The organism is Hyphomonadaceae bacterium BL14, assembly GCA_027627705.1.
Taxonomy (GTDB): domain Bacteria; phylum Pseudomonadota; class Alphaproteobacteria; order Caulobacterales; family Maricaulaceae; genus Oceanicaulis.
Map to the genome: position 1 here is coordinate 556,088 of CP091242.1, position 20,318 is coordinate 576,405.

At 65.8% G+C, this 20,318-nt stretch carries 17 protein-coding genes; 8 read left to right on the plus strand and 9 right to left on the minus strand.

What is annotated here, in order from left to right; translation table 11 throughout:
• The first annotated feature begins 79 nt into the window (after positions 1–79).
• Entirely contained in the window at positions 80–2,746 is a 2,667-nt protein-coding gene (gene alaS, locus L2D00_02620; protein ID WBQ13590.1) for an alanine--tRNA ligase, read from the plus strand.
• Positions 2,747–2,837: 91 nt separating this feature from the next.
• Positions 2,838–3,740 carry a hypothetical protein gene (locus tag L2D00_02625; protein WBQ13591.1) on the plus strand — a complete coding sequence of 301 codons (903 nt, stop codon included), beginning with the start codon at positions 2,838–2,840 and terminating at the stop codon, positions 3,738–3,740.
• Here the strand turns inward: L2D00_02625 and L2D00_02630 are convergent.
• From L2D00_02630 to L2D00_02650, 5 genes are all read right to left on the minus strand, one after another.
• A complete protein-coding gene (locus L2D00_02630; GenBank protein WBQ13592.1) occupies positions 3,733–4,959 on the minus strand; it encodes a hypothetical protein in 1,227 nt (408 codons plus the stop codon). The two genes, L2D00_02625 and L2D00_02630, sit on opposite strands and share 8 nt — an antisense overlap.
• 66 nt (positions 4,960–5,025) lie before the next feature.
• Positions 5,026–5,619 (minus strand): aminoacyl-tRNA hydrolase, encoded by a 594-nt coding sequence (pth, locus tag L2D00_02635; protein ID WBQ13593.1) that lies wholly within the window; start codon positions 5,617–5,619, stop codon positions 5,026–5,028.
• Between the two features lie 94 nt (positions 5,620–5,713).
• The gene (locus L2D00_02640) at positions 5,714–6,361 is read right to left on the minus strand and encodes a 50S ribosomal protein L25/general stress protein Ctc (GenBank protein WBQ13594.1); all 648 of its coding nucleotides are present in this window, start codon (positions 6,359–6,361) and stop codon (positions 5,714–5,716) included.
• Positions 6,362–6,518: 157 nt separating this feature from the next.
• Positions 6,519–6,734: a hypothetical protein gene (locus tag L2D00_02645; protein ID WBQ13595.1), complete on the minus strand. Its 216-nt coding sequence runs from the start codon at positions 6,732–6,734 to the stop codon at positions 6,519–6,521.
• Between the two features lie 69 nt (positions 6,735–6,803).
• Positions 6,804–7,787, minus strand: a complete 984-nt coding sequence (locus L2D00_02650) for a DUF3137 domain-containing protein (protein ID WBQ13596.1) — start codon at positions 7,785–7,787, stop codon at positions 6,804–6,806.
• A gap of 207 nt (positions 7,788–7,994) precedes the next feature.
• Here L2D00_02650 and L2D00_02655 point away from each other — a divergent pair, with 207 nt between their 5' ends.
• Positions 7,995–9,725, plus strand: a complete 1,731-nt coding sequence (locus L2D00_02655) for a cation:proton antiporter (protein ID WBQ13597.1) — start codon at positions 7,995–7,997, stop codon at positions 9,723–9,725.
• 59 nt (positions 9,726–9,784) lie between these two features.
• Here L2D00_02655 and L2D00_02660 read toward each other — a convergent pair whose 3' ends face one another.
• From L2D00_02660 to L2D00_02670, 3 genes are all read right to left on the minus strand, one after another.
• Entirely contained in the window at positions 9,785–10,717 is a 933-nt protein-coding gene (locus L2D00_02660; GenBank protein ID WBQ13598.1) for a ribose-phosphate pyrophosphokinase, read from the minus strand.
• A gap of 107 nt (positions 10,718–10,824) precedes the next feature.
• Positions 10,825–13,113, minus strand: a complete 2,289-nt coding sequence (locus L2D00_02665; GenBank protein WBQ13599.1) for a UvrD-helicase domain-containing protein — start codon at positions 13,111–13,113, stop codon at positions 10,825–10,827.
• A gap of 161 nt (positions 13,114–13,274) precedes the next feature.
• Entirely contained in the window at positions 13,275–14,081 is an 807-nt protein-coding gene (locus L2D00_02670; protein WBQ13600.1) for an SDR family oxidoreductase, read from the minus strand.
• A 241-nt stretch (positions 14,082–14,322) separates the two neighbouring features.
• Between L2D00_02670 and L2D00_02675 the strand changes: the two genes are divergently transcribed.
• The 5 genes from L2D00_02675 to L2D00_02695 all read left to right on the plus strand — a co-directional run bounded on the left by L2D00_02675 (position 14,323) and on the right by L2D00_02695 (position 19,232).
• Positions 14,323–15,273 (plus strand): oxidoreductase, encoded by a 951-nt coding sequence (locus L2D00_02675; GenBank protein ID WBQ13601.1) that lies wholly within the window; start codon positions 14,323–14,325, stop codon positions 15,271–15,273.
• A 276-nt stretch (positions 15,274–15,549) separates the two neighbouring features.
• Positions 15,550–16,200: a cupin domain-containing protein gene (locus L2D00_02680; GenBank protein ID WBQ13602.1), complete on the plus strand. Its 651-nt coding sequence runs from the start codon at positions 15,550–15,552 to the stop codon at positions 16,198–16,200.
• Between the two features lie 22 nt (positions 16,201–16,222).
• A complete protein-coding gene (locus L2D00_02685; protein WBQ13603.1) occupies positions 16,223–16,906 on the plus strand; it encodes a DUF6134 family protein in 684 nt (227 codons plus the stop codon).
• Positions 16,906–18,450 carry a cryptochrome/photolyase family protein gene (locus L2D00_02690; GenBank protein ID WBQ13604.1) on the plus strand — a complete coding sequence of 515 codons (1,545 nt, stop codon included), beginning with the start codon at positions 16,906–16,908 and terminating at the stop codon, positions 18,448–18,450. Before L2D00_02685 ends, L2D00_02690 begins: the two co-directional genes overlap by 1 nt.
• Complete coding sequence (locus L2D00_02695; protein ID WBQ13605.1) at positions 18,447–19,232, plus strand: SDR family NAD(P)-dependent oxidoreductase; 786 nt, start codon at positions 18,447–18,449, stop codon at positions 19,230–19,232. Before L2D00_02690 ends, L2D00_02695 begins: the two co-directional genes overlap by 4 nt.
• Positions 19,233–19,405: 173 nt before the next feature.
• On the opposite strand, the gene L2D00_02700 is transcribed toward L2D00_02695, so the two are convergent.
• Complete coding sequence (locus L2D00_02700) at positions 19,406–20,272, minus strand: alpha/beta hydrolase (protein ID WBQ13606.1); 867 nt, start codon at positions 20,270–20,272, stop codon at positions 19,406–19,408.
• Between the last annotated feature and the right edge of the window lie 46 nt (positions 20,273–20,318).

The following is a 20,318-nucleotide window of genomic DNA, read 5'->3' on the forward strand; positions in this document are numbered from 1 at the left end:
TATGGGCGCTGAACTGGCTGGCGCATGCGGTGCCGGCCGCCCTCATGCGCTATGGCGCGCCGCGCGTCCGGAGTGATCGATGACAGCCTTGGCCGATATTCGCAGCCAGTTTCTGGGCTTCTTTGCTTCCCGGGATCATGAAGTGGTTGCCTCCGCACCGCTGGTGCCGCAGGACGATCCCACCTTGCTGTTCGTCAATGCCGGCATGGTGCCGTTCAAGAACGCGTTCACCGGCACAGAGACCCGGGCGCGGCCGCGTGCTGTCTCGTCGCAGAAATGCGTGCGCGCTGGCGGCAAGCACAATGATCTCGACAATGTAGGCTATACCGCGCGCCACCACACTTTCTTTGAAATGCTCGGGAATTTCTCCTTCGGCGATTATTTCAAGGAAGAGGCGATCGATTTTGCCTGGACCATGGTGACGCGCGAGTTCGGCCTCGATGCCGACCGCTTGCTGGTCACGGTCTATGCCGAGGATGAAGATGCGGCCGCGATCTGGCGCAAAGTTGCCGGCCTGCCCGATTCGAAAATCCTGCGTATCGCCACCTCTGACAATTTCTGGTCCATGGGCGATACCGGTCCGTGCGGGCCGTGTTCGGAAATCTTCTACGACCACGGCGCTGATGTTCCCGGCGGTCCTCCGGGAAGTCCGGACGAGGATGGCGACCGCTTTATCGAGATCTGGAATCTCGTCTTCATGCAGTACGAGCAGATGGCCGGCGGCGAGCGGCGCAATCTGCCCAAGCCCTCCATCGATACCGGCATGGGTCTGGAGCGCATTACCACGGTGCTGCAGGGCGTGCACAATAATTACGATATCGATTTGTTCCGTAACCTGATCACGGCGCAGGAGGATGCGCTCAAAGTGAAGGCACAGGGCGACGCGCTGGCCAGCCACCGGGTGATTGCGGACCATATGCGCGCCACCAGCTTCCTGATCGCCGATGGCGTGACGCCGTCCAATGAGGGACGCGGCTATGTGCTGCGCCGGATCATGCGCCGCGCCATGCGCCACGCCCATATGCTCGGTGCGCAAGAACCGGTGCTGTTCACCCTGGCGCGCACGCTGGCCGACGAGATGGGGGCCGCCTATCCTGACCTGACGCGCGCCCTTCCGGCCATAGAGGAAACCCTGCGCGGTGAGGAAGAGCGCTTCCAGCGCACGCTGGGCCGCGGACTGGGCCTGCTGGAGGAAGCCACGGCGGCTCTGAAGCCGGGCGAGGCTCTGGCCGGTGAGGTGGCGTTCAAGCTCTATGACACTTACGGTTTCCCGCTGGACCTCACCCAGGATGCCCTGCGTGCGCGCGGGCTCACCGTGGACGAGGCCGGGTTCGAGACCGCCATGGAGCGCCAGCGGGCCCAGGCCCGCGCCCACTGGGCCGGGTCGGGAGACGCTGCGACGGACGGGCTCTGGTTCACCCTGCGTGACCGCGTGGGCGACACCCGGTTCACCGGACACGGCGGCTATGACGGGGCCGGAACCCTGCAGGCGATTATCGCAAATGGCGCTGAAGCCGGCGCGCTCATGGCCGGCGACTCCGCCGAACTGGTGTTTGACCAGACGCCCTTCTACGCCGAAGGCGGCGGCCAGATTGGCGATAGCGGCGAGATCGTCTTCAGCGACGGCGCGCGCTTTGCGGTGCGTGACGTGCAAAAGCGCGCCGGATCGCTCTATGCCCATATCGGCACGCTGACTGAAGGCGAGGTCAAGCCGGGTGCCCAGGCGTCCCTGTGCGCCGATGATGCGCGCCGGCGCCAGACCCGCTCCAACCATTCGGCGACCCATCTGATGCATGCCGCGCTGCGCTCGGTGCTGGGCCTGCACGTGACCCAGAAAGGCTCCTATGTGGGCCCGGACCGCCTGCGCTTTGACTTCTCTCATGGCCGCGCCGTCACCGCCGAGGAAATCGCCGCCATCGAGGCGCAGGTGAATGCGGTCATTCGCCAGAACGCGCCCGCGCAAATCGCCGAAATGACTCCGGCTGAGGCAATCGAAAAGGGCGCGCTGGCGCTGTTCGGCGAGAAGTATGGCGAGCGGGTCCGCGTGCTGGCCATGGGCGATGCGCTGGACGGGGAGGGCAGGAGCTATTCGGTGGAGCTGTGCGGCGGCCTGCATGTGGCGCGCACCGGCGATATCGCCCTGTTCAAGATTGTCGGCGAAGGCGCGGTCAGCGCTGGCGTGCGCCGGATCGAGGCGCTGACGGGTGAAGCCGCGCGCCAATGGCTGGAGACCGAAGCGGGCATCGCGCGCGCGGCGGCCCATCAGCTTAAAATTCCGACCCAGGACCTGGTGGCGCGCATCGCGGCCCTGCAGGATGAGCGCAAGGGCCTGGACCGCCAGCTGGCCGAAGCCAAGAAGCAGCTTGCCATGGGCGGCGCCTCCGGCGGTGCCGGCTCGGCACCCGAGACCATGGGTTCACTCCAGTTCATAGGCCGCATTCTCGAAGGCGTCGGCGGCAAGGATGTGCGCGACATGGTCCACGAGGCGCGCCAGCATTTGACCAGCGGCGTTGCAGCCTTTGTGGGTGTGGATGACGGCAAGGCCGCCGTGGCGGTCGCCGTCACGCCAGATCTCGCCGGCCGGATCGACGCTGTGGCGCTGGTACGCGCAGGAGCCGGGCATGTGGGTGGCAAGGGCGGGGGCGGCAAGCCGGATCTCGCGCAAGCCGGTGGCCCGGATGGTGCCGGTGCTGAGGCTGCGCTGGCCGCGATCCGCGAAGCGGTAAGCGCGGCCGCGTCCGCCTGATTATCTCCTCAGCGGCCCGATGATCTGTCCCGAATGCCTCCCGCTTGTCATGCGGGCAGTGTAAGCTGCCCGGACGCAGAGGGGGCGGGTGATGATCTCAACAGCAATGCCGGCATGGGTGCGCGGTCTGGCGGCGGCAAGTCTGGCCTGCCTGGCCTCGGCGTGTGTGACAACGCAGCAGACATTGTCCCCGTCCGGGTTTTCGGCCAGTCCGGTTGCGCCTGCTACGTTTATCCCGGCACCGCGCGACGCTGACACCGCCGGATTCGAGATCGAAGGCGCGGAGTTTCACGCTGTCATCACCTTCCGCGAGATCAATGGCCGCGCAGTCGCTCTGTTCAGCGGCAATGGCTTCGCAACAGGCCGGGTTGAAACGGAATTCGATCTGACCCAGCCTTGGGTGAGTGATGGCGAGCGCGTTTACACCGAAGGCTCCAGCGTGGAGCCGGTGAGCGTGTCCATGCGCACACATCCTTGCCCGGCGTCCGATGGCGTCTGGGCGCGCGAGGCGTCTGTGGCGGTGGGGCGTCTGGTCTATCTTGGCTGTGCACGGGAAACCGGACCCTATCCAAGCTGGACTGAAAACCTGCCCGCTTTGATGGCCGATATCGGCCAGTGTGTCAGCGCGGCGCGCAATTCGTCCATGGCGTTCGTGCGCGGCAGCGGCCAGGCCCATGTGCTTTATGCAGGACAGGAGCGGGCCGGGACGCGGGTGCGCATGCGCTTTGGTGAGTCCGGGCGGTGGGACTGCCTGATCGGGGACCGCGGACCCGAATTCTCGGTTGTCAGTGACCGTGCCGAGCCCGCGCCCGGCGAGGCTGACCCGGTCTTTATCCCCGGCACCATGCCCGATGATGGCGAGGGCTGTTATCTGTATGAGGCGGTCTATGACGCCAGCGGCCGCCCGGCAGGCGCGCTCGCCTATGATGTGTGCGGCACGGGCGCGATCTCGATCAGCCAGCTGGACCGCGCCCTCTTAAACCGTGTTAACTGACCAGCAGCTGGCGTGAACCCGGTTCCAGCTGGTTCAGCGCCTCCACCAATGCGGCTGAATGCACAGCCAGCCCGGTGCGGTCGACACGGGCACTGACCCGGTCAGCGGCAGCGTCCATCACTGCCTCCCATTCAGCCTGTAGCGCGTCATTGTCGGGCTGCCCTGTCCGGGCAAATTCGCGCCATTCGAAGTAGGACCCGACCACCCCGCCAGCATTGGCCAGGATGTCAGGCAGGCTCTGAATGCTGCGCTGGTCCAGAACGTCATACCCGTCGCAGGTCACCGGCGCGTTGGCGATCTCCACCAGGCGGCCAGCCTTGATCTCCCGCGCGGTCCTGGCCGTCACGGAATCCCCTTTGGCGGCCAGCACCAGCACGTCGCAATCGATGGCGAAGATGGACTCCGGGTCGCCGAACTCGCCGACCTTGCCCGTATCCGATTTGCGCGCATCCAGCGCGTCGAGGTCCAGACCGTCTCGGTCACGGGCCAGCGAGCGGGAATCGGACGCCGCCACAATCACCGCGCCATTCGCGCAGGCAGCGCGCGCGAAAGCGGTCCCGGCATTGCCAAAGCCCTGCACGGCGATACGCGGCCGGGCCACGCACAGGCCCTCCCTGCACAGGCGCTGATAGACCCGCCAGGCCCCCAGACCGGTGGCACCCTTGCGCAGCTCCAGCCCGCCACGCTCGGGCGGCAGGCCGGTGATGGGCGCGCGGCTGTCGCCCTTGCCATAGCCGAGCTCCCGGCGGATGGCGTCCATCTCGGCGGCGCCGGTCGCGATGTCCGGCGCGGGCACGTCGGTATCCGGTCCGATGATGTCGCTGAAGGCCCGGGCATAGGCGCGGGCGACCCTGTCGCGCTGGCTGGTGTCCAGCTTGCGCGCGTCGACCCGCACCGCGCCCTTGGCACCGCCATAGGGCAGGCCGACCAGCGCGCATTTCAGAGCCATCAGCAGCGCCAGGCGTTCAGCCTCGTGCGCGTCGGCACCAGAATCAAACCGGATACCGCCCTTGGTCGGCTCGCCGCCTTGGGCAAAGCGCACCCGGAACGCCTCCAGCTTGCCCACGCCCTCGACATCCAGTGTGCGCTCCAGGCACTGGCTCGGCTTGGCCAGGCTGTCCGCGGCGGCGATCAGCCTGGCCGTGCCGTCGGCACGGGCGAGCTGCTCCATGCGCTTGCGCACCTGGTCTGCGGGGGAGGGGGCGAGTGAATCGAACATGGGCACTCCGGGCTGGCTCACTATGCCATGACACTTGGGGCCGCCCGGCGTGATGTCAAACCGGCCTCAGCCCGGCGGGGCGGGTGCCAGATGCGTGACGCGGGTCTGAAAGGCGTCGTCGCCGCCCGCCGTCAGCAACAAGGGCGTGCTGCGCGCAATGGCGTCCAGGAGCGCCCCGAACCACTCCTGATCGGCTTTGGGCACGTCGGACAAGACCCAGGCGGTGACGCGGTTCCTGTCGCCGGGATGGCCGATCCCGATCCGCCCGCGCCGGAAGTCTCCGGGCACGTGGGCCATGATGGAGCGCAGTCCATTATTGCCGGCATGGCCGCCGCCGTGTTTCAGGCGGAACTTGCCCGGTGCCAGGTCCAGCTCATCGTGAAACACGGTCAGGCCGGATGCGTCCAGCCGATAGAAGTTCATCGCCTCGGCGACCGCGCGGCCGGCTTCATTGTAGAAGGTTTGGGGTTTCAGTAGCAGCACGCGCGCAGGGCCGTCCGGGGTTCCTATCGTCCCTTCGCACACCTCGCCCTGAAAGCGTTTGCGCCAGGGACCCAGCGACCATTGCGCGGCGATGGCGTCCACGGTCATGAAACCGGCATTATGGCGGTTGGCGGCGTATTTCGCGCCGGGATTGCCGAGCCCCGTGATCAGGTGCATGGCGTACTCCGCACATGGAAAGGGCGGCGGCAGGAGCCAGGCTCCGGCGCGCCGCCCTTGATACGGTTCAGGACCGGGTTACCGGCCAGCTGGACTAGTCCTCGCTGGCGTCGTCCCCGGCCTCGGCCTCTTCGGCAGACTCAGCTTCGTCCGCGTCGCCGTCTTCGCCTTCGATCACGGCGCGCGAGCCTTGCATGGTCGCGATGGTGAAGTCGCGGTCAGTGATGGTCGGCTTGACGCCGTCAGGCAACTTGACCTCGGAGATGTGCAGCGAGTCACCGATATTCATATGCGCGATATCGATCTCGATCGCTTCGGGGATCTGGCCGGCCGGGCAGTAAACTTCGATGGTGTGGCGCACAACGTTCACCACGCCGCCGCGCTTGATGCCCTGGGCCTTTTCTTCGTTAAGGAAGCGCACAGGCACTTCCACGGAGATGACCGAGTCTTCGTCCACGCGCTGGAAATCGACATGAAGCGGGAAATCGCGCACAGGATCGAACTGCACATCGCGCGTCAGTACGGTTTGCGTTTCGCCCTTGTGATCAATGGTGATCATCTGGGACAGAAACTTGCCCGAGTTGATAGCCTTGATCAGCTCGTTGTTTTTCAGGGTGATAGCCACCGGGCCGCGATCACCGCCATACAGCACGCCCGGCACAAGACCGCCGCGGCGCGCTTCGCGGGCGCCGCCCTTGCCGGTGCGCTCGCGCACTTCGACGGAAAGAACAATATCGCTCATCAGACCGGTTCCTCAGGGTTCAAATGCATGCGCCGCCCAAACCGGCGGCGCACGGCGCGCGGCGACGCGCCTTGAGCGCAGCACCGCAATTCGAGCGGCGGGCTATAGCCGATCCGCCAAACCCGCGCAAGGCGCGCGGTGCGCGTCAAGCTGCGGCTCAGACAATTCCCGCGGACCAGGCAATCACGCCGGCACCGCAGGCCAGGAACAGGGCGCCGCAGATAACAGACGCGCTTTTCTCGAATGCTCCTGACAGCTCAAGACGCCGGTGAGCGGATGCCAGCGCGCCCTGGCGCGGCAGCAGAGGTGCAGTGATGAATACAAGACCGGCAAGGGTCAGGAATAGGCCTGAAAAGGCGACCAGAGCGATCATACCCGTTTCCCGCATCAAAACCTTGGAGGTAGCAAGCTACCGGATCGGTCTGGCTGTTGTCGAGATGGTTCAGGCGACCACGCTGGCGCCCACCCCGCCGCCTTGCGACGGCGGCTGCAGCACGGTCTCCATGATGTCTTCGATCAGGCTGAACTCTTCATGCAGCTTGGCGATGCGCCTGCGGTCATCCAGAGGCGTGAACAGCGAGCCGGGCTCGAACTTGTTGCCGGTCTCGGCTGCGATCAGGAGCTCGCCGCGCCCGCTTTCGGGGACGAGGTCCTCGTCGAACACACAGCGCACATTCTTGCCCGCGAGCACCTCCTCCAGCCTGAGCAGGCGCTCCATGAAAGAGGGGGTGAGCAGATAGCGCGCCATCACCTGATCGGTGCCGTACACCTCGAACAGACGGTCGAACCGGAGATCGACCAGACCGATGCGCTCCAGCTTGCGCCCCGAGAGATGGCGCCGCGAGAACGCTTCCAGGCCGTTGAACAGGCCCTTGTCGCGCGTCACCAGCGTCACGCCCTCAATGGTGCGCGGGAAGGTGATGCGGATCAAAACACCGTGAAACACCGTGACGTAATAGGTGCGGTCCTTGCTGCGCCGTCGCTGCTGGAGATGGGCTTCATACAGTTCGAAGTCCGCGCCATGCGTCTCACCGGCGAAATGGTCCTCGAACGATTGCCGGTCAGAGCTGGTGATCAGGCCATGAGAGAGGAAGGCGTCAAAGCGGGCGGGGCTGGGCGGCTTGGGGCTGTAGGTCAGGCCGAATGCCTGCGCCATGCGGGTGTTGAGGCCGTGTTTGACTTCCATGCGCAGCTGCTGAAGCGGATAGCCCGCCCACGCCATGACGCCCATGGCAGCGACCACGCCTGCAAAAATCACGAAGGGCGTGGGCACGCCCGCAAAGCCCAGACCGGCGCCGATGACGATCGCCGCGGCTACAGCAGCGGCTATGCCCACCAACAGCCGGGACACGGCCGCCTTGCGGCGCGATTCATGCTGCGACAGCCATGGGCCGAGCTCAGCCATGGCCTGATCAAGATCCTTCATGCGCGTCCCCGGTCCGTTTAGCGGATCAGACCCTGCCGCGATGCGCAGGCGGCGTCCAGACCCACAGCCCGGCCTGCATGACGCCGCCTTTTTCTTTGACGCGGCAGGCTGAGGCGCCGCACACTCAGATACTTGTTTCATTTTGGCGGCAGGCCGGGTGCGCGCTCGCACCGGGCATGGCGCTGTTTTGCCAAGGGGCGCACAGCCATGGAAGACGTGATCACCCACTCGATCTTCTACGAGATCGCAGTGCTGCTCACGGTCGCTGCAGCCATCGGACTGGTCGGCCATATCCTGCGCCAACCCCTGATCGTCAGCTTCATCGTGGTGGGCATCATCGCCGGCCCCTCCGTGCTGGACCTGATCCGGTCTGATGACAGCGTCGGCGTGCTCGCCGAACTGGGCATCGCGCTGCTTCTGTTCCTGGTGGGCATCAAGCTGGACATCAAGCTGATCCAGTCGCTGGGCCCTGTGTCCCTGCTGACCGGTCTGGGCCAAGTGGCCTTCACGTCGGTCTTCGGCTTCCTGATCGCCCTGGGCCTGGGCTTCGATCCCATCACCAGCATCTATATCGCGGTGGCGCTGACCTTCTCGTCCACAATTATCATCGTGAAGCTGCTCAGCGACAAACGCGAGATCGACTCCCTGCACGGCCGCATCGCGCTGGGCTTCCTGATCGTTCAGGACATCGTGGTGGTGTTTGCCATGATCGCGCTGAGCGCGCTGGGCGTGGGCGGTCAGGAAGGTGCCGGGGTTCAGGACGTTTTGATGGTGCTCGGCGCTGGCGTCGTCATGGTCATTTTGGTGATGCTGTTCATCCGCTTTGCCGCCACGCCGCTGACCTCCATGCTGGCAGGATCTCCGGAGCTCCTGATCACCTTCTCTATCGCCATGGCGGCGGCGTTCGCCGCGATTGGCGACATTTTCGGGGTGGGCAAGGAGCTGGGCGGCCTGCTGGCGGGTGTAGCGCTGGCATCAACGCCCTATCGTGACGCGATTTCGGCGCGGTTGGCCTCCTTGCGCGATTTCCTCCTGCTATTCTTCTTCGTGGCGCTGGGCTCCCAGCTCGACCTGTCGCTGATCGGCGAAAACATCCCGGCCGCAGTGGTGTTCTCGCTCTTCGTGCTGGTCGGCAACCCGCTCATTGTCATGGTGATCATGGGGGTGATGGGCTATCGCAAACGCACCGGCTTCCTCGCCGGCCTGACGGTGGCGCAGATATCCGAGTTTTCACTGATCTTCATGGCGATGGCGCTGGCGATCGGCCATGTCGACGAAGAGGTGATGGGGCTCGTCACCCTGGTGGGGCTGATCACCATCGGCGCGTCGACCTACATGATCACCTACTCCCACCGCATCTACCCGCTGCTGGAGCCTATCCTGGGCGTGTTCGAGCGCAAGACGCTCCAGCCGGCCGAGAACGGAGAAGGCGACGCTGCCAAGCGGCGCCATGATGTGATCCTGCTGGGGCTGGGCCGGTATGGCGGTGCCATTGCGCAGCGCCTGATCAAGAACGAGATTTCAGCGCTTGGCGCAGACTTCAATCCGGCGGCCGTCCGGACCTGGCGCGATCGCGGGCTGGATACGATTTATGGCGACCTGTCCGACCAGGAATTCATCTCCCACCTGCCGCTGAAAGGCGTGCAGTGGGTGATTTCCACAGCCAATGACCGCGAAACCGGCATCGCTCACGAGGACAGCCGCATCGCCATGATCAAGACGCTGCGTCAGTTGGGCTTCAAGGGCAAGATCGCCGTGACCAGCCAGCATGGAACGCGCATTGACGAATTGACGGAGGCGGGCGCCGATCTGGTGCTGCAGCCCTTCCAGGACGCCGCGGACCGGGCGGTGGACCTGATCAGCGGCCGGTCTGATCTCAATATCGAACGCCTGGATCCCATCGAGGACGCCGAAAACCAAAAAGACATTCCGGAGTAGACCGGATACGGGCAAGCCGGACCCGGGCCATCAAGGCCCAAGCAGACCGGGGCGGATGCCTAGTCGAACAGCTTGGAGACCGACTCGTCATTGGCGATGCGCCGGATGGCTTCGCCCAGCAGCGGGGCGACCGATAGCGCGCGCACCTTGGACGATGCCGCCGACTTGGCAGAGACGTCGATGGAATCGGTCACCACCAGCTCACTGAGCACCGAGGCGTCGATGCGCTCGATGGCTTTGCCAGACAAAACACCATGGGTGATATAGGCCGACACCTCGGCAGCGCCGGCTTCCTTGATCGCCGCGGCCGCGTTGCACAGCGTGCCGCCTGAATCGATGATATCGTCAAAGATGATGCAGCGTCGGCCTTCCACATCGCCGATAATGTTCATCACCTCGCTGACGCCCGCGCGCGGCCGGCGCTTGTCCACGATGGCGATGTCGGCGCCCAGGCGGCTGGCCAGGGCGCGCGCGCGCACCACCCCGCCCACGTCCGGCGATACGATCATCAGATCCTTCACGTCATAGACCCTGCGGATATCGCGCTCGAACACCGGGGTGGCGAACAGATTGTCAGTGGGGATGTCGAAAAAGCCCTGGATCTGGCCGGCATGCAGGTCCAGCGTCAGCACCCTGTGCGCGCCCGAGCCGGCGATCAGGTTGGCCACCAGCTTGGCGGTGATGGGCGTACGGCCGCCGGTCTTGCGGTCCTGACGGGCATAGCCGAAATAGGGGATGACAGCGGTGATCCGGCGCGCACTCGCCCGGGTGAGCGCGTCCATGCAGATCAGCAATTCCATCAGATTGTCGTTGGCGGGCTTGGATGTGGACTGGATCATGAAGACGTCCTGTCCGCGCATGTTCTCGTCGATGCGCACGAACAGCTCGTCATCGGCGAAGCGTTCGATCTCCACGTTCGACAAGGGCGCGTCCAGATAGTCCGCGATGGCTTTCGCCAACGGCCGGTTGGCGTTGCCACAGATCAGCTTCATGACGCATCACCCTCGAGACCCAATCCCCGCGCGCCTGATAGCAGAGCCTGCCCGGCGCGCAAAGGCCGGTGCGCGCGATTGTCAGCGGGCGGAGGGGTTATGGACTCTCAAACCGCTTCCACAAACCCCGCCACCACCTTTTTCGTGCCGGCCTTCTCGAACGCCACAGTGAGCTTGTCGCCATCGGCTTCGATGATCTGGCCATAGCCGAATTTCTGGTGGAAGACTCTCTGGCCGCGGGCGAATTTGCTCGGCTTGCCGCTGGTGATGAGCGTGGCCTGGCCCTCGATCACGCCGGGATTGGCGCGCCGGCCTGAGGCTTGGCTTTCCTGATAGCGCCGCCAGCCGGGGCTTTCATAGGAGGATCGGAAGGCGTCCGACGGCCCGGCCGATTCCTGGAAGCCCGGCCCGGCGTCATAATAGCCGGTTTCCGACTGGGCCTCGCAATGGGCGGGCGGCAACTCATCAATGAAGCGCGAGGGCAGGACGGACTGCCAGCGCCCGTAGATCATGCGGTTGGCGGTGAAGCTGATGATTGCGCGCTCGCGCGCCCGGGTGATGCCGACATAGGCCAGGCGGCGCTCTTCTTCCAGCGCGGCCGCGCCGCTTTCGTCCAGCGCGCGCTGGGAGGGGAAGACCGTCTCTTCCCAGCCGGGCAGAAAGACGAGGGGAAACTCCAGCCCCTTGGCGGCGTGCAGCGTCATCAGCGAGACCTCTTCACCATCCTCGGCGCGGTCCACGTCGGAGACCAAAGCGATATGTTCGAGAAAGGCGTCCAGCGTATCGAACTCGCCCATGGAGCGGACCAGCTCCTTGAGGTTATCGAGCCGGCCGGCGGCCTGCGGGCTCTTATCCTCGCGCCACATGGCTGTGTAGCCGCTTTCATCGAGTACGATCTCGGCCAGCTCGTCGTGGCGCATCGTCTCGGCCTGACCCGCCCAGCGGTCGATATCGCGCAGGAAACCCTGCAGGGCCGTGCGGGCCTTGCCCCGAATTTCGTCGGTCCGCACGATCAGGCGCGCGGCCTCGGCGATGGAGGTGCGTGCGCTGCGCGCCGCCGCGGCGAGGCGCTGCACGGTGGTGTCGCCAATGCCGCGCTTGGGTGTGTTGACCACGCGCTCGAAAGCCAGATCGTCATCAATGGAGCGCACCAGGCGCATATAGGCGAGCGCATCGCGGATCTCGGCGCGCTCGAAGAAGCGCGGTCCGCCCACCACCTTATAGGGCAGGCCCAGCATGATGAACCGCTCTTCAAACGCGCGCATCTGCCAGGAGGCGCGGACCAGAACCGCGATATCGCTGTGCTTGCCGCCGCCCCGCACATGGGCTTCCACGGTGTCGGCGACGAAGCGCGCTTCGGCCTCGCCATCCCACAAACCACTGACCTGCACCGGCTGGCCGGGGTCGTCCTCGGTCCAGAGCGTCTTGCCCAGACGCGCCTTGTTGGCGGCGATCAGGCCGGCGGCAGCGCCCAGAATATGCCCGGTCGAGCGGTAATTGCGCTCCAGCCGGATGACTTTCGCGCCAGGAAAATCGGTCTCGAAGCGCAGGATGTTGTCCACCTCCGCGCCGCGCCAGCCATAGATGGACTGGTCGTCATCGCCCACGCAGCACAGATTGCCCGACCCGCGCGCCAGCAGGCGCAGCCACAGATACTGGGCGACGTTGGTGTCCTGATACTCGTCCACCAGCACATAGCGGAAGCGGCGGTGGAACTCGGCCAGCACGTCCGGATGGGCCTGGAAAATATTGATCACGTGCAACAGCAGATCGCCGAAGTCGCAAGCGTTCAGCACCGACAGGCGTTCCTGATAGAGCCGGTAGAGCGATCCGGCCTGTCCGTCAGCGAAGCTCCACTTGTCCTCCTCCGGGATGCGTTCGGGCGTCAGCGCACGGTTCTTCCACCCGTCCACAAGGCTGGCGAAATAGCGCGGCGTCCACCGCTTGATGTCGATGCCCTCGGCTTCGAGGATCTGCTTGATCAGGCGCAGCTGATCGTCGGTGTCCAGAATGGTGAAGCTGGATTTCAGGCCTGCGAGCTCGGCATGGCGGCGCAGAATCTGGGCGGCCACAGAGTGAAAGGTGCCCAGCCAGGGCAGGCCCTCCACATGTTCGCCCATGATGGCGCCCACGCGGTGCTTCATCTCGCGCGCGGCCTTGTTGGTGAAGGTCACCGCCAGTATCTGGGAAGGCCAAGCCTTGCCCGTGGCCAGAATGTGCGCCAGCCGCGTGGTCAGCACCCGCGTCTTGCCGGTCCCTGCGCCCGCCAGCACCAGAACCGGACCTTCGGTGGCCTCCACCGCGGCGCGCTGGTCAGCGTTCAGCCCGTCAAGATAGGCGGCCTGCGCGCGCGGCGGGCGCGCAGCGGCCTGCTGGGACAGCGGAAGGGTGGACATGGACGCACCTGCGGCAAGTGGCGATTCGAACAGGAGAACGAAACTAGCACGCGGTCGCGGTGAAGGCAGGGGGCGGAGTGTGCGCGGTGAGGGCGAGAGGCGGCGATGAAGTCATGATTTCTGGACATCATGCCATCACCTTCCTCTCTCCCGCCTGACCCTCACTCCCTCTGCCCCGGCGCCGCCTCTGCCCCCGCCAAAATCCCTCCGTCGAGATCGAGGCCGGTTCCGGTCATGTAGCTGGAGGCGTCGCCCGCCAGGAATACCGCGGCTTCGGCGACTTCCTGCGGCGTGCCGAACCGGCCCATGGGCACGCCCTCGGCGATGCCGTTCATGATCGCCTCGCGCTCAGGCCCGTCGCCCAGCATGGCGTCCCACATCGGGGTGAGGATGGCGGCGGGCAGGAGCGCATTGCAGCGGATGGCGTAACCCTGCTGCGCGCAGTACAGCGCCACGGTGCGGGTATGGTTGCGCACCGCCGCCTTGGATGAGGCGTAGGCCGCCGCGCCCGGTATCCCCACCACGCCGGAGCGCGAGGAGAGGTTGATGATCGACCCGGCGCGCCAGCCTTTCATCAGGGCGATGGCCGTGCGGCAGCCCAGCGCCAGCCCGTCCAGATTGACCCGGTGCACCGCCCGCCAGCTGGCCAGCTGAAAGTGCTCAGGATCATGGGGACCTTCGGTTTCCAGAAATCCGGTGATGCCAGCATTGTTGACCAGAATGTCCAGCCCGCCATGGCGGGTGCGGACATGCGCCTCGGCCGCGCGCCAGTCCTCTTCCTCGCCCACATCGAGGCGCAGGCTCTCGGCTCGTTCGCCCAGCTCGGAGGCGAGCGCGCTGGCGCTGCGGGTGTTGATGTCGGTGATGAGGACATGGGCACCTTCGCGATGGAAAGCGCGCGCGATGGCTTCGCCGATGCCCCGGCCTGCGCCGGTCACCAGCGCGACGCGATGGTTGAGTGATATCATGATGAAACGTCCGCAAGAGGCGCGACGGAAATTCCGGCGCTACAGGGCTGCGCTTTGAAGCGCGGCACGAATTCAGCTCTGGCGGGTCGTGTTCATCGTCAGGGTCCTCCTCCACGCGAAGCGGGAGCGTGCGAGGTGTTAGTTGCGGGCGCGGGACGCGTCAAGCCGGCGGGTTGGCAATCGAGGCTGACCGGCGCACTTTGACCGCCGGAAGATTTGCAACATCCAATGGAGCTCCCCCATGTCCCTCGAAAACCAGCGCCGCGTCGACAGTCCGTTCGGTGCGCGCGCCACCGCTGCGCAGGTGATCGCCGGTCATGATCTGTCTGGCCGTACGGCGCTGGTCACCGGCGGCTATTCCGGGATCGGCCTGGAGACGGTGCGCGCCTTGACCGGGGCCGGAGCGCGCGTGTTGGTTCCGGCGCGCGATGCGGCGCGGGCCGAGATGGCGCTGGCCGGCCTTGACCGCGTGGAGGTGCTGGCGCTGGATCTGGCCGACCCGGCCAGCGCTGCGGCCTGTGCAGATGTCGTGCGCGAGCGTGTCGAGGCGCTGGACCTTTTGATCTGCAATGCCGGCATCATGGCGTGCCCTGAGCAGCGCACGCCTGCGGGGCGCGAGCTGCAGTTCGCCACCAACCATCTGGGCCATTTTGTGCTGGCCAACGCTCTGGCCAGCCTCATGACGGGGCGTCCGGGCGCGCGCCTGGTCATGCTGTCATCGGTGGCCCACATGGTATCGCCGGTGGATTTCGATGATCCCGATTTCACCAAGCGCGAGTATGAGAAATGGACCGCCTACGGCCAGTCCAAGACCGCCAACGCCCTGTTCGCGCTGGGCTTCAATGCCCGCCATGCGGAAGAGGGCGTGGAGGCGTTCTCCGTCCATCCCGGCGGCATCATGACCGGTCTCCAGCGCGACATGGACGAGGCGGAGATGCGCGCGCTGGGCTGGATCGAGGCCGACGGCTCGGTCAATGCTCGCTTCAAGTCGGTGGAGGCGGGGGCGGCCACCACGGTGTGGGCGGCGGTCTCGCCGCTGCTGACCGGTCGTGGCGGCGCGTATTGCGAGGACTGCAACATCGCCGAGCCCGCACAGGAGCGTGGCTGGTCAGGGGTGCGGCCCTACGCCGTCGACTCCGGCGGTGCAGACCGGCTTTGGGCCCTGAGCGAGCGGCTGCTGGCGCACGGCTGACGCCCTACGGCACGCCCAGATGCGGGATTCGGGGGCTGGCTCAGCCAGTGGTCCCCGCCGTTTACCGGACGCATCACGATGACGGCGTCATGCCACCGCTTGGATGCGAGCGGCTGTGGCGAGCGTTTTGCGTCAGCCTGCCCTGGGGCGGTAACGGTCTGATTTTGGACGCTGTACTGTCGGGCAAGCGTCCGGCCGGCTGTGCGCCAGCCGCTAGGTGATCCGCCCGCCTCAGGCGTGCGTATGCAATGAAAAGAGCAATTTACGGCGTAACCCATGACGATGCTGGACGAAGGTTGGATACTCGATTGCGCCTCTGGCGCGGCCCCCGAAGCGGTGCGCGTGCTGGCGGCCTGTCAGGGTGTGATGCGCCCGGACGCTGCACGCCGGGCTGCGCCGGTAGAAATGGTGTTTGGCGCACTCCTGGAAGCGTTGCCGGAAGCGCCGCTGGGATCGGAGGCTCTGGCACGCACGCTGGAGCGGCTGCCTGCCGATACGGGCGCAAGGGCGCATCCCGATGGCCCGCAGGCCGGCCTGTTGCCGCTTCCGCTGGCGCTGGCGCTGGAAGGCCAGACGAATCGCGGCTGGCGCCGGCGCCTCGGCGGCTACAGCGAAATTCCCGTCGCGAGCCTCAGCGGGGAGGGCGTGCAGGCGCGTATCCTCTCCATCCCGCCCGGCAAGGGCGCGCCCCGGCATGACCATTCCGGCGAGGAACTAACGCTGGTGCTCACGGGTTCCTTTCATGACGGGCGCGCCGCGTTCGGCCGCGGAGATGTATGTGCGGTGTCGCCCGGCGATGTGCACCATCCGCGGGTGGACAGCGCCGAGACCTGTATTTGCTTTGTCGTCGAGCTGGGCGGCGTGCGCCTGACCAATCCCGTTTATGCCGGGATTGACCGGCTCAACCGCCTGGCCAAGCGCCTTTGAACCTGAAACAGGAGACATGTTGATGCTTCGCCTCACCGCCGCCCTTGCGGCCCTTCTGGCCGCGCCTGTCCCGTCCGCCCTCGCGGCGGCCGACCTCGCCGCCGGCCCGGGCGAGACGATCATTTTCGACGTGTTCCGCGGCCGCAACACGCCCTTTGGCACCCATGAAGTACGCTTCACCGAAGATGGCGCTGCCCTGATCGCGGAGGTGACGGTGCGTCTGCGCGCCGGGCTCGGGCCGGTGACAGTGTTTCGTTACGAGCACGACTCCACCGAGCGCTGGGAAGACGGCCGCCTGGTCGCCTTCGACGGGCGCACGCTGAAGGATGGGGACACATTCGAGGTGGCTGCGCGCGCCAATGGCTCCGGGCTGGAGGTCACAGGGCGCGATCCTGAAGGCGCGCCGGTCGAGGCGGCGATGGACGCCGACATCCTGCCGTCTTCCCACTGGCATCGCTATCCGCCGGGTGAGGATCAGGTGCTGAACACCGAACACGGCACGCTGATGGAGACCAATGTCGAGTTCCTGGGCGAAGAAGAGATCGAGGCCGATGGCGGGACCATCCAGGCGCGCCGTTACCGGCTCGTCGCCTCGCTCACCCTGGACCTGTGGTATGACGAGAACGGGCGCTGGGCCCGCAGCGAATTCGAGGCCCGTGGCCAGCGCGTGACCTATGTGCGGCGCGCCAATCCCGTGACCGGCTGATGACTGCGCTACGGCTGGTTCTGGGCGACCAGCTCACGCGGTCGCTGGCGTCGTTGCGCGACTATGCGAGCGGCGACACCGTGCTGATGGCCGAGGTGGCCGAAGAAGCCGGCTACGTGCCGCATCACAAGAAGAAGATCGCCTTCCTGTTCTCCGCCATGCGCCATTTCGCAAGCGTGCTGGAGGCCGATGGTCTCGACGTGCGCTACACGCGCCTTGATGACACGGGCAATGCCGGGTCTCTCGAAGGCGAGGTGCGGCGGGCATTGGCAGAAGGCCGCCATGATCGTGTGATCGTGGTGGAGCCGGGCGAATACCGGCTCATGGAGGCGATGAAGGACTGGCCGCAACGCCTTGGCGTGCCGGTCGAGATCCGCCGCGACGACCGCTTCATCTGCTCAAGGGACCGGTTCGATGCCTGGGCTCAGGACCGCAAGCGCCTGACCATGGAATTCTTCTATCGCGACATGCGCCGGGAGACCGGTCTTCTGATGGAGGGCGGCGAACCGGCTGGCGGCCAGTGGAATTTCGACCACGATAACCGCAAGCGTCTGCCAGACAGTGTCACCATCCCGCAGCGCCTGCGCATCGAACCCGATGACGTCACGCGCGAGGTGCATGACCTGGTTGCCGCGCGCTTCGGTCACCATTTCGGTGATCTGGACGATTTCTGGTATGCGGTGACAGCTGAAGATGCGGCCCGCCAGCTCGACTGGTTCATCGAGCACGCCCTGGCTGATTTCGGCGATTATCAGGACGCCCTGAAGACCGGCGAGGCCTTTCTGTTTCACTCGGTCATCTCGCTCTATCTCAATTGCGGTCTGCTTGATCCCATGACCGCCTGCCGCAAGGCTGAAAACGCCTGGCGCGCGGGCACCGCGCCGCTCAATGCCGTGGAAGGTTTCATCCGCCAGATCCTGGGCTGGCGCGAATATGTGCGCGGCGTGTATTGGCGCTTCATGCCCGAATACCTCACCCGCAATGCGCTCGACGCCCGCCGCCCGCTGCCCGAATTCTACTGGACCGGCGAGACGGAGATGGCCTGCGTGCGTGACGCGGTGCTGACCACCAAACGTCATGCCTACGCCCACCATATCCAGCGCCTGATGATCACCGGCAATTTCGCGCTGATCGCCGGGATCGATCCCCGGCCGGTCAATGACTGGTATCTGGCGGTCTATGCCGATGCGTATGAATGGGTAGAGGCGCCCAACACCCACGGCATGGCGCTGTACGCCGACGGCGGGCTGATGGCCACCAAACCCTATGCCGCGTCAGGTGCTTACATCAACAAGATGAGCGACCACTGCAAGACCTGCCACTATAAGGTCAGCCTGAAGAACGGACCGCAGGCCTGCCCGTTCAATTATCTCTACTGGAATTTCCTGATGGAGAATGAGGGCCGGCTGAAGGGCAATCAGCGTCTGGCCATGATCTACAAGACGCTGGAGCGCATGGACGATGACAAGCGCGCGGCAGTGCGGGCCGACAGCACGCGCTTCCTGGCGCGTATCGGCATTGAGCAGGAGAGGAAGAGCGCATGACCCGGCCCGTGACCAAAGCAGACGGCCTCGTCTGGATTACCGGCGCCAGCTCCGGCATCGGCGCGGCGCTGGCGCGGCGCCTGGCGCGTCAGGGCTGGACCGTCGCCGTGTCGGCGCGCGGCGAAGACGCGCTGAACGCTCTGGCCGCCGAGCATGAGGGGCGCATCATTCCGGTGCCGCTGGACATCACCGATGCGGACGCCGTCGTAGAGACGGTTGACCGTGTCGAGCGCGATCACGGTCCTATCGCCTGCGCCGTGCTCAATGCGGGAATCTACATCCCGGTGCACGCCGAAAATCCCGACTATCAGGCCTACGCCAAGACCTTCGCAGTCAATCTCAACGGCACGGCGGCCTGTGTCAGCGCGCTGACCGGGCGGATGGCCAAACGCCGCAAGGGCCAGATCGCCATCGTCTCCTCCGCCACCGGGTTTGGCGGCATGCCCACGGCGTCGGCCTATGGTGCCTCCAAAGCCGCACTGATCAACATGGCCGAGTGCCTGGCGATCGAGCTGCACCGCTTTGGCGTCCATATCCAGGTGATTACGCCGGGCTTTGTCGAGACCCCGGCTCAGGACGACAATGAATTCCCCAAGCCGTTCATGATCAGCGCGGACGCAGCTGCCAGGCGCATTGCTGCGGGGCTGAAGTCGAACCGGTTCGAAATCACGTTCCCGCGCCGCTTCACCCTCATCCTCAAGGCGATCTACGCCCTGCCGCGCGCCTGGCATATCGCCCTTGTCCGCCGCCAGACCGGCTGGAACAAACCGCCGAAGGGGTAGGGGGTGTTCCAGCTTGCTTCGGTAAATCCGACGGGGTGACTTCAGGTGTTGTCCGGGCCGGCCGCAGGGAGCGCCGGGACCCATCCACCAAATTTTCGTGCCCGCGCGGGGGGCATGATGACCGGGGTGGATCCCGGATCGGCTATGCCGTCCGGGAAGGCGATTTTACCTGCTCAACGCACACCAGGCCCAACGCCTGCAATCCATTCGGCAACCTGCTGGGGTGCCTCCATCGGGGCGAGATGGCTGACGCCTTCCATGACGGTGATCTGCGCCCCGCGCCGCTGTAGGCCGCGCGCATTGATGACCGTGGAGCCATGCTGCGCCTTGAGAACGTGCATACGCGTGCCCGCGCGCGCCGCGGCCTTCATGACATCATGGCGGCAGGCTTCGAAATTGGCACCTTCCCAGGCCGGGTCACAGGCGAGGTGCCAGCCGTCTGGCCCGTCAATCAGTCCGTCCTCTAGATATGCGTCCAGCACGCCGGGTGCCCACGCGGCCATGGCGGGCTTGCTGGCATAGCGCGCCAGAACCTCGTCGCGCGCCGCCCAGTGATTGGCGCGGCGTCGCGCGCGCTCGCCCAGGCCGATGCGCGCGCGAAACAGCGGCCAGAATGGCGTGTGTGCGGCGAGATAAACGGTGGAGGGCAGTATCACCGGCTCGATCAGGGCCAGAGGCGGCGGGGCGTCCATACGGCCGGCCGCCAGCAACAGGCTGACCGCGCCCATGGAATGGCCGGCGAGCAGGTCGGCCGGGCGGTCCAGCGCGGCCAGAACATGCAGAAGGTCATCGGCGTATATGTCCCAGCCATCATGGGTTTTCGCATCCGCAGGCAGGGTTGTGCGGCCATGGCCGCGCAAATCCACCGCAATGATGTCGAACCGGCCCGCCAGGGAGGCGAGCAGGGGCTTCAGGCTCATGGCATTAAAGCCATTGCCGTGGGCGGCCACGAGGCGGGGGCACCCGGGTGCCGGCCAGGCCAGCGCCGCGATCGCGCCGTCCGGCACGGGGATGGTCAGGCGGTCGGGGTCGGTTGTCACAGGGTCATGGCTCCGGCTGACGCGGGCGTGAGTGCGTTGCACAAAC

What these genes read in the sequence shown, in the direction of transcription:
- alaS (WBQ13590.1), top strand. Translation starts at nt 80, where the DNA reads ATGACAGCCTTGGCCGATATTCGCAGCCAGTTTCTGGGCTTCTTTGCT.
- L2D00_02625 (WBQ13591.1), top strand. Translation starts at nt 2,838, where the DNA reads ATGATCTCAACAGCAATGCCGGCATGGGTGCGCGGTCTGGCGGCGGCA.
- L2D00_02630 (WBQ13592.1), bottom strand. Translation starts at nt 4,959, where the DNA reads ATGTTCGATTCACTCGCCCCCTCCCCCGCAGACCAGGTGCGCAAGCGC.
- pth (WBQ13593.1), bottom strand. Translation starts at nt 5,619, where the DNA reads ATGCACCTGATCACGGGGCTCGGCAATCCCGGCGCGAAATACGCCGCC.
- L2D00_02640 (WBQ13594.1), bottom strand. Translation starts at nt 6,361, where the DNA reads ATGAGCGATATTGTTCTTTCCGTCGAAGTGCGCGAGCGCACCGGCAAG.
- L2D00_02645 (WBQ13595.1), bottom strand. Translation starts at nt 6,734, where the DNA reads ATGATCGCTCTGGTCGCCTTTTCAGGCCTATTCCTGACCCTTGCCGGT.
- L2D00_02650 (WBQ13596.1), bottom strand. Translation starts at nt 7,787, where the DNA reads ATGAAGGATCTTGATCAGGCCATGGCTGAGCTCGGCCCATGGCTGTCG.
- L2D00_02655 (WBQ13597.1), top strand. Translation starts at nt 7,995, where the DNA reads ATGGAAGACGTGATCACCCACTCGATCTTCTACGAGATCGCAGTGCTG.
- L2D00_02660 (WBQ13598.1), bottom strand. Translation starts at nt 10,717, where the DNA reads ATGAAGCTGATCTGTGGCAACGCCAACCGGCCGTTGGCGAAAGCCATC.
- L2D00_02665 (WBQ13599.1), bottom strand. Translation starts at nt 13,113, where the DNA reads ATGTCCACCCTTCCGCTGTCCCAGCAGGCCGCTGCGCGCCCGCCGCGC.
- L2D00_02670 (WBQ13600.1), bottom strand. Translation starts at nt 14,081, where the DNA reads ATGATATCACTCAACCATCGCGTCGCGCTGGTGACCGGCGCAGGCCGG.
- L2D00_02675 (WBQ13601.1), top strand. Translation starts at nt 14,323, where the DNA reads ATGTCCCTCGAAAACCAGCGCCGCGTCGACAGTCCGTTCGGTGCGCGC.
- L2D00_02680 (WBQ13602.1), top strand. Translation starts at nt 15,550, where the DNA reads ATGACGATGCTGGACGAAGGTTGGATACTCGATTGCGCCTCTGGCGCG.
- L2D00_02685 (WBQ13603.1), top strand. Translation starts at nt 16,223, where the DNA reads ATGCTTCGCCTCACCGCCGCCCTTGCGGCCCTTCTGGCCGCGCCTGTC.
- L2D00_02690 (WBQ13604.1), top strand. Translation starts at nt 16,906, where the DNA reads ATGACTGCGCTACGGCTGGTTCTGGGCGACCAGCTCACGCGGTCGCTG.
- L2D00_02695 (WBQ13605.1), top strand. Translation starts at nt 18,447, where the DNA reads ATGACCCGGCCCGTGACCAAAGCAGACGGCCTCGTCTGGATTACCGGC.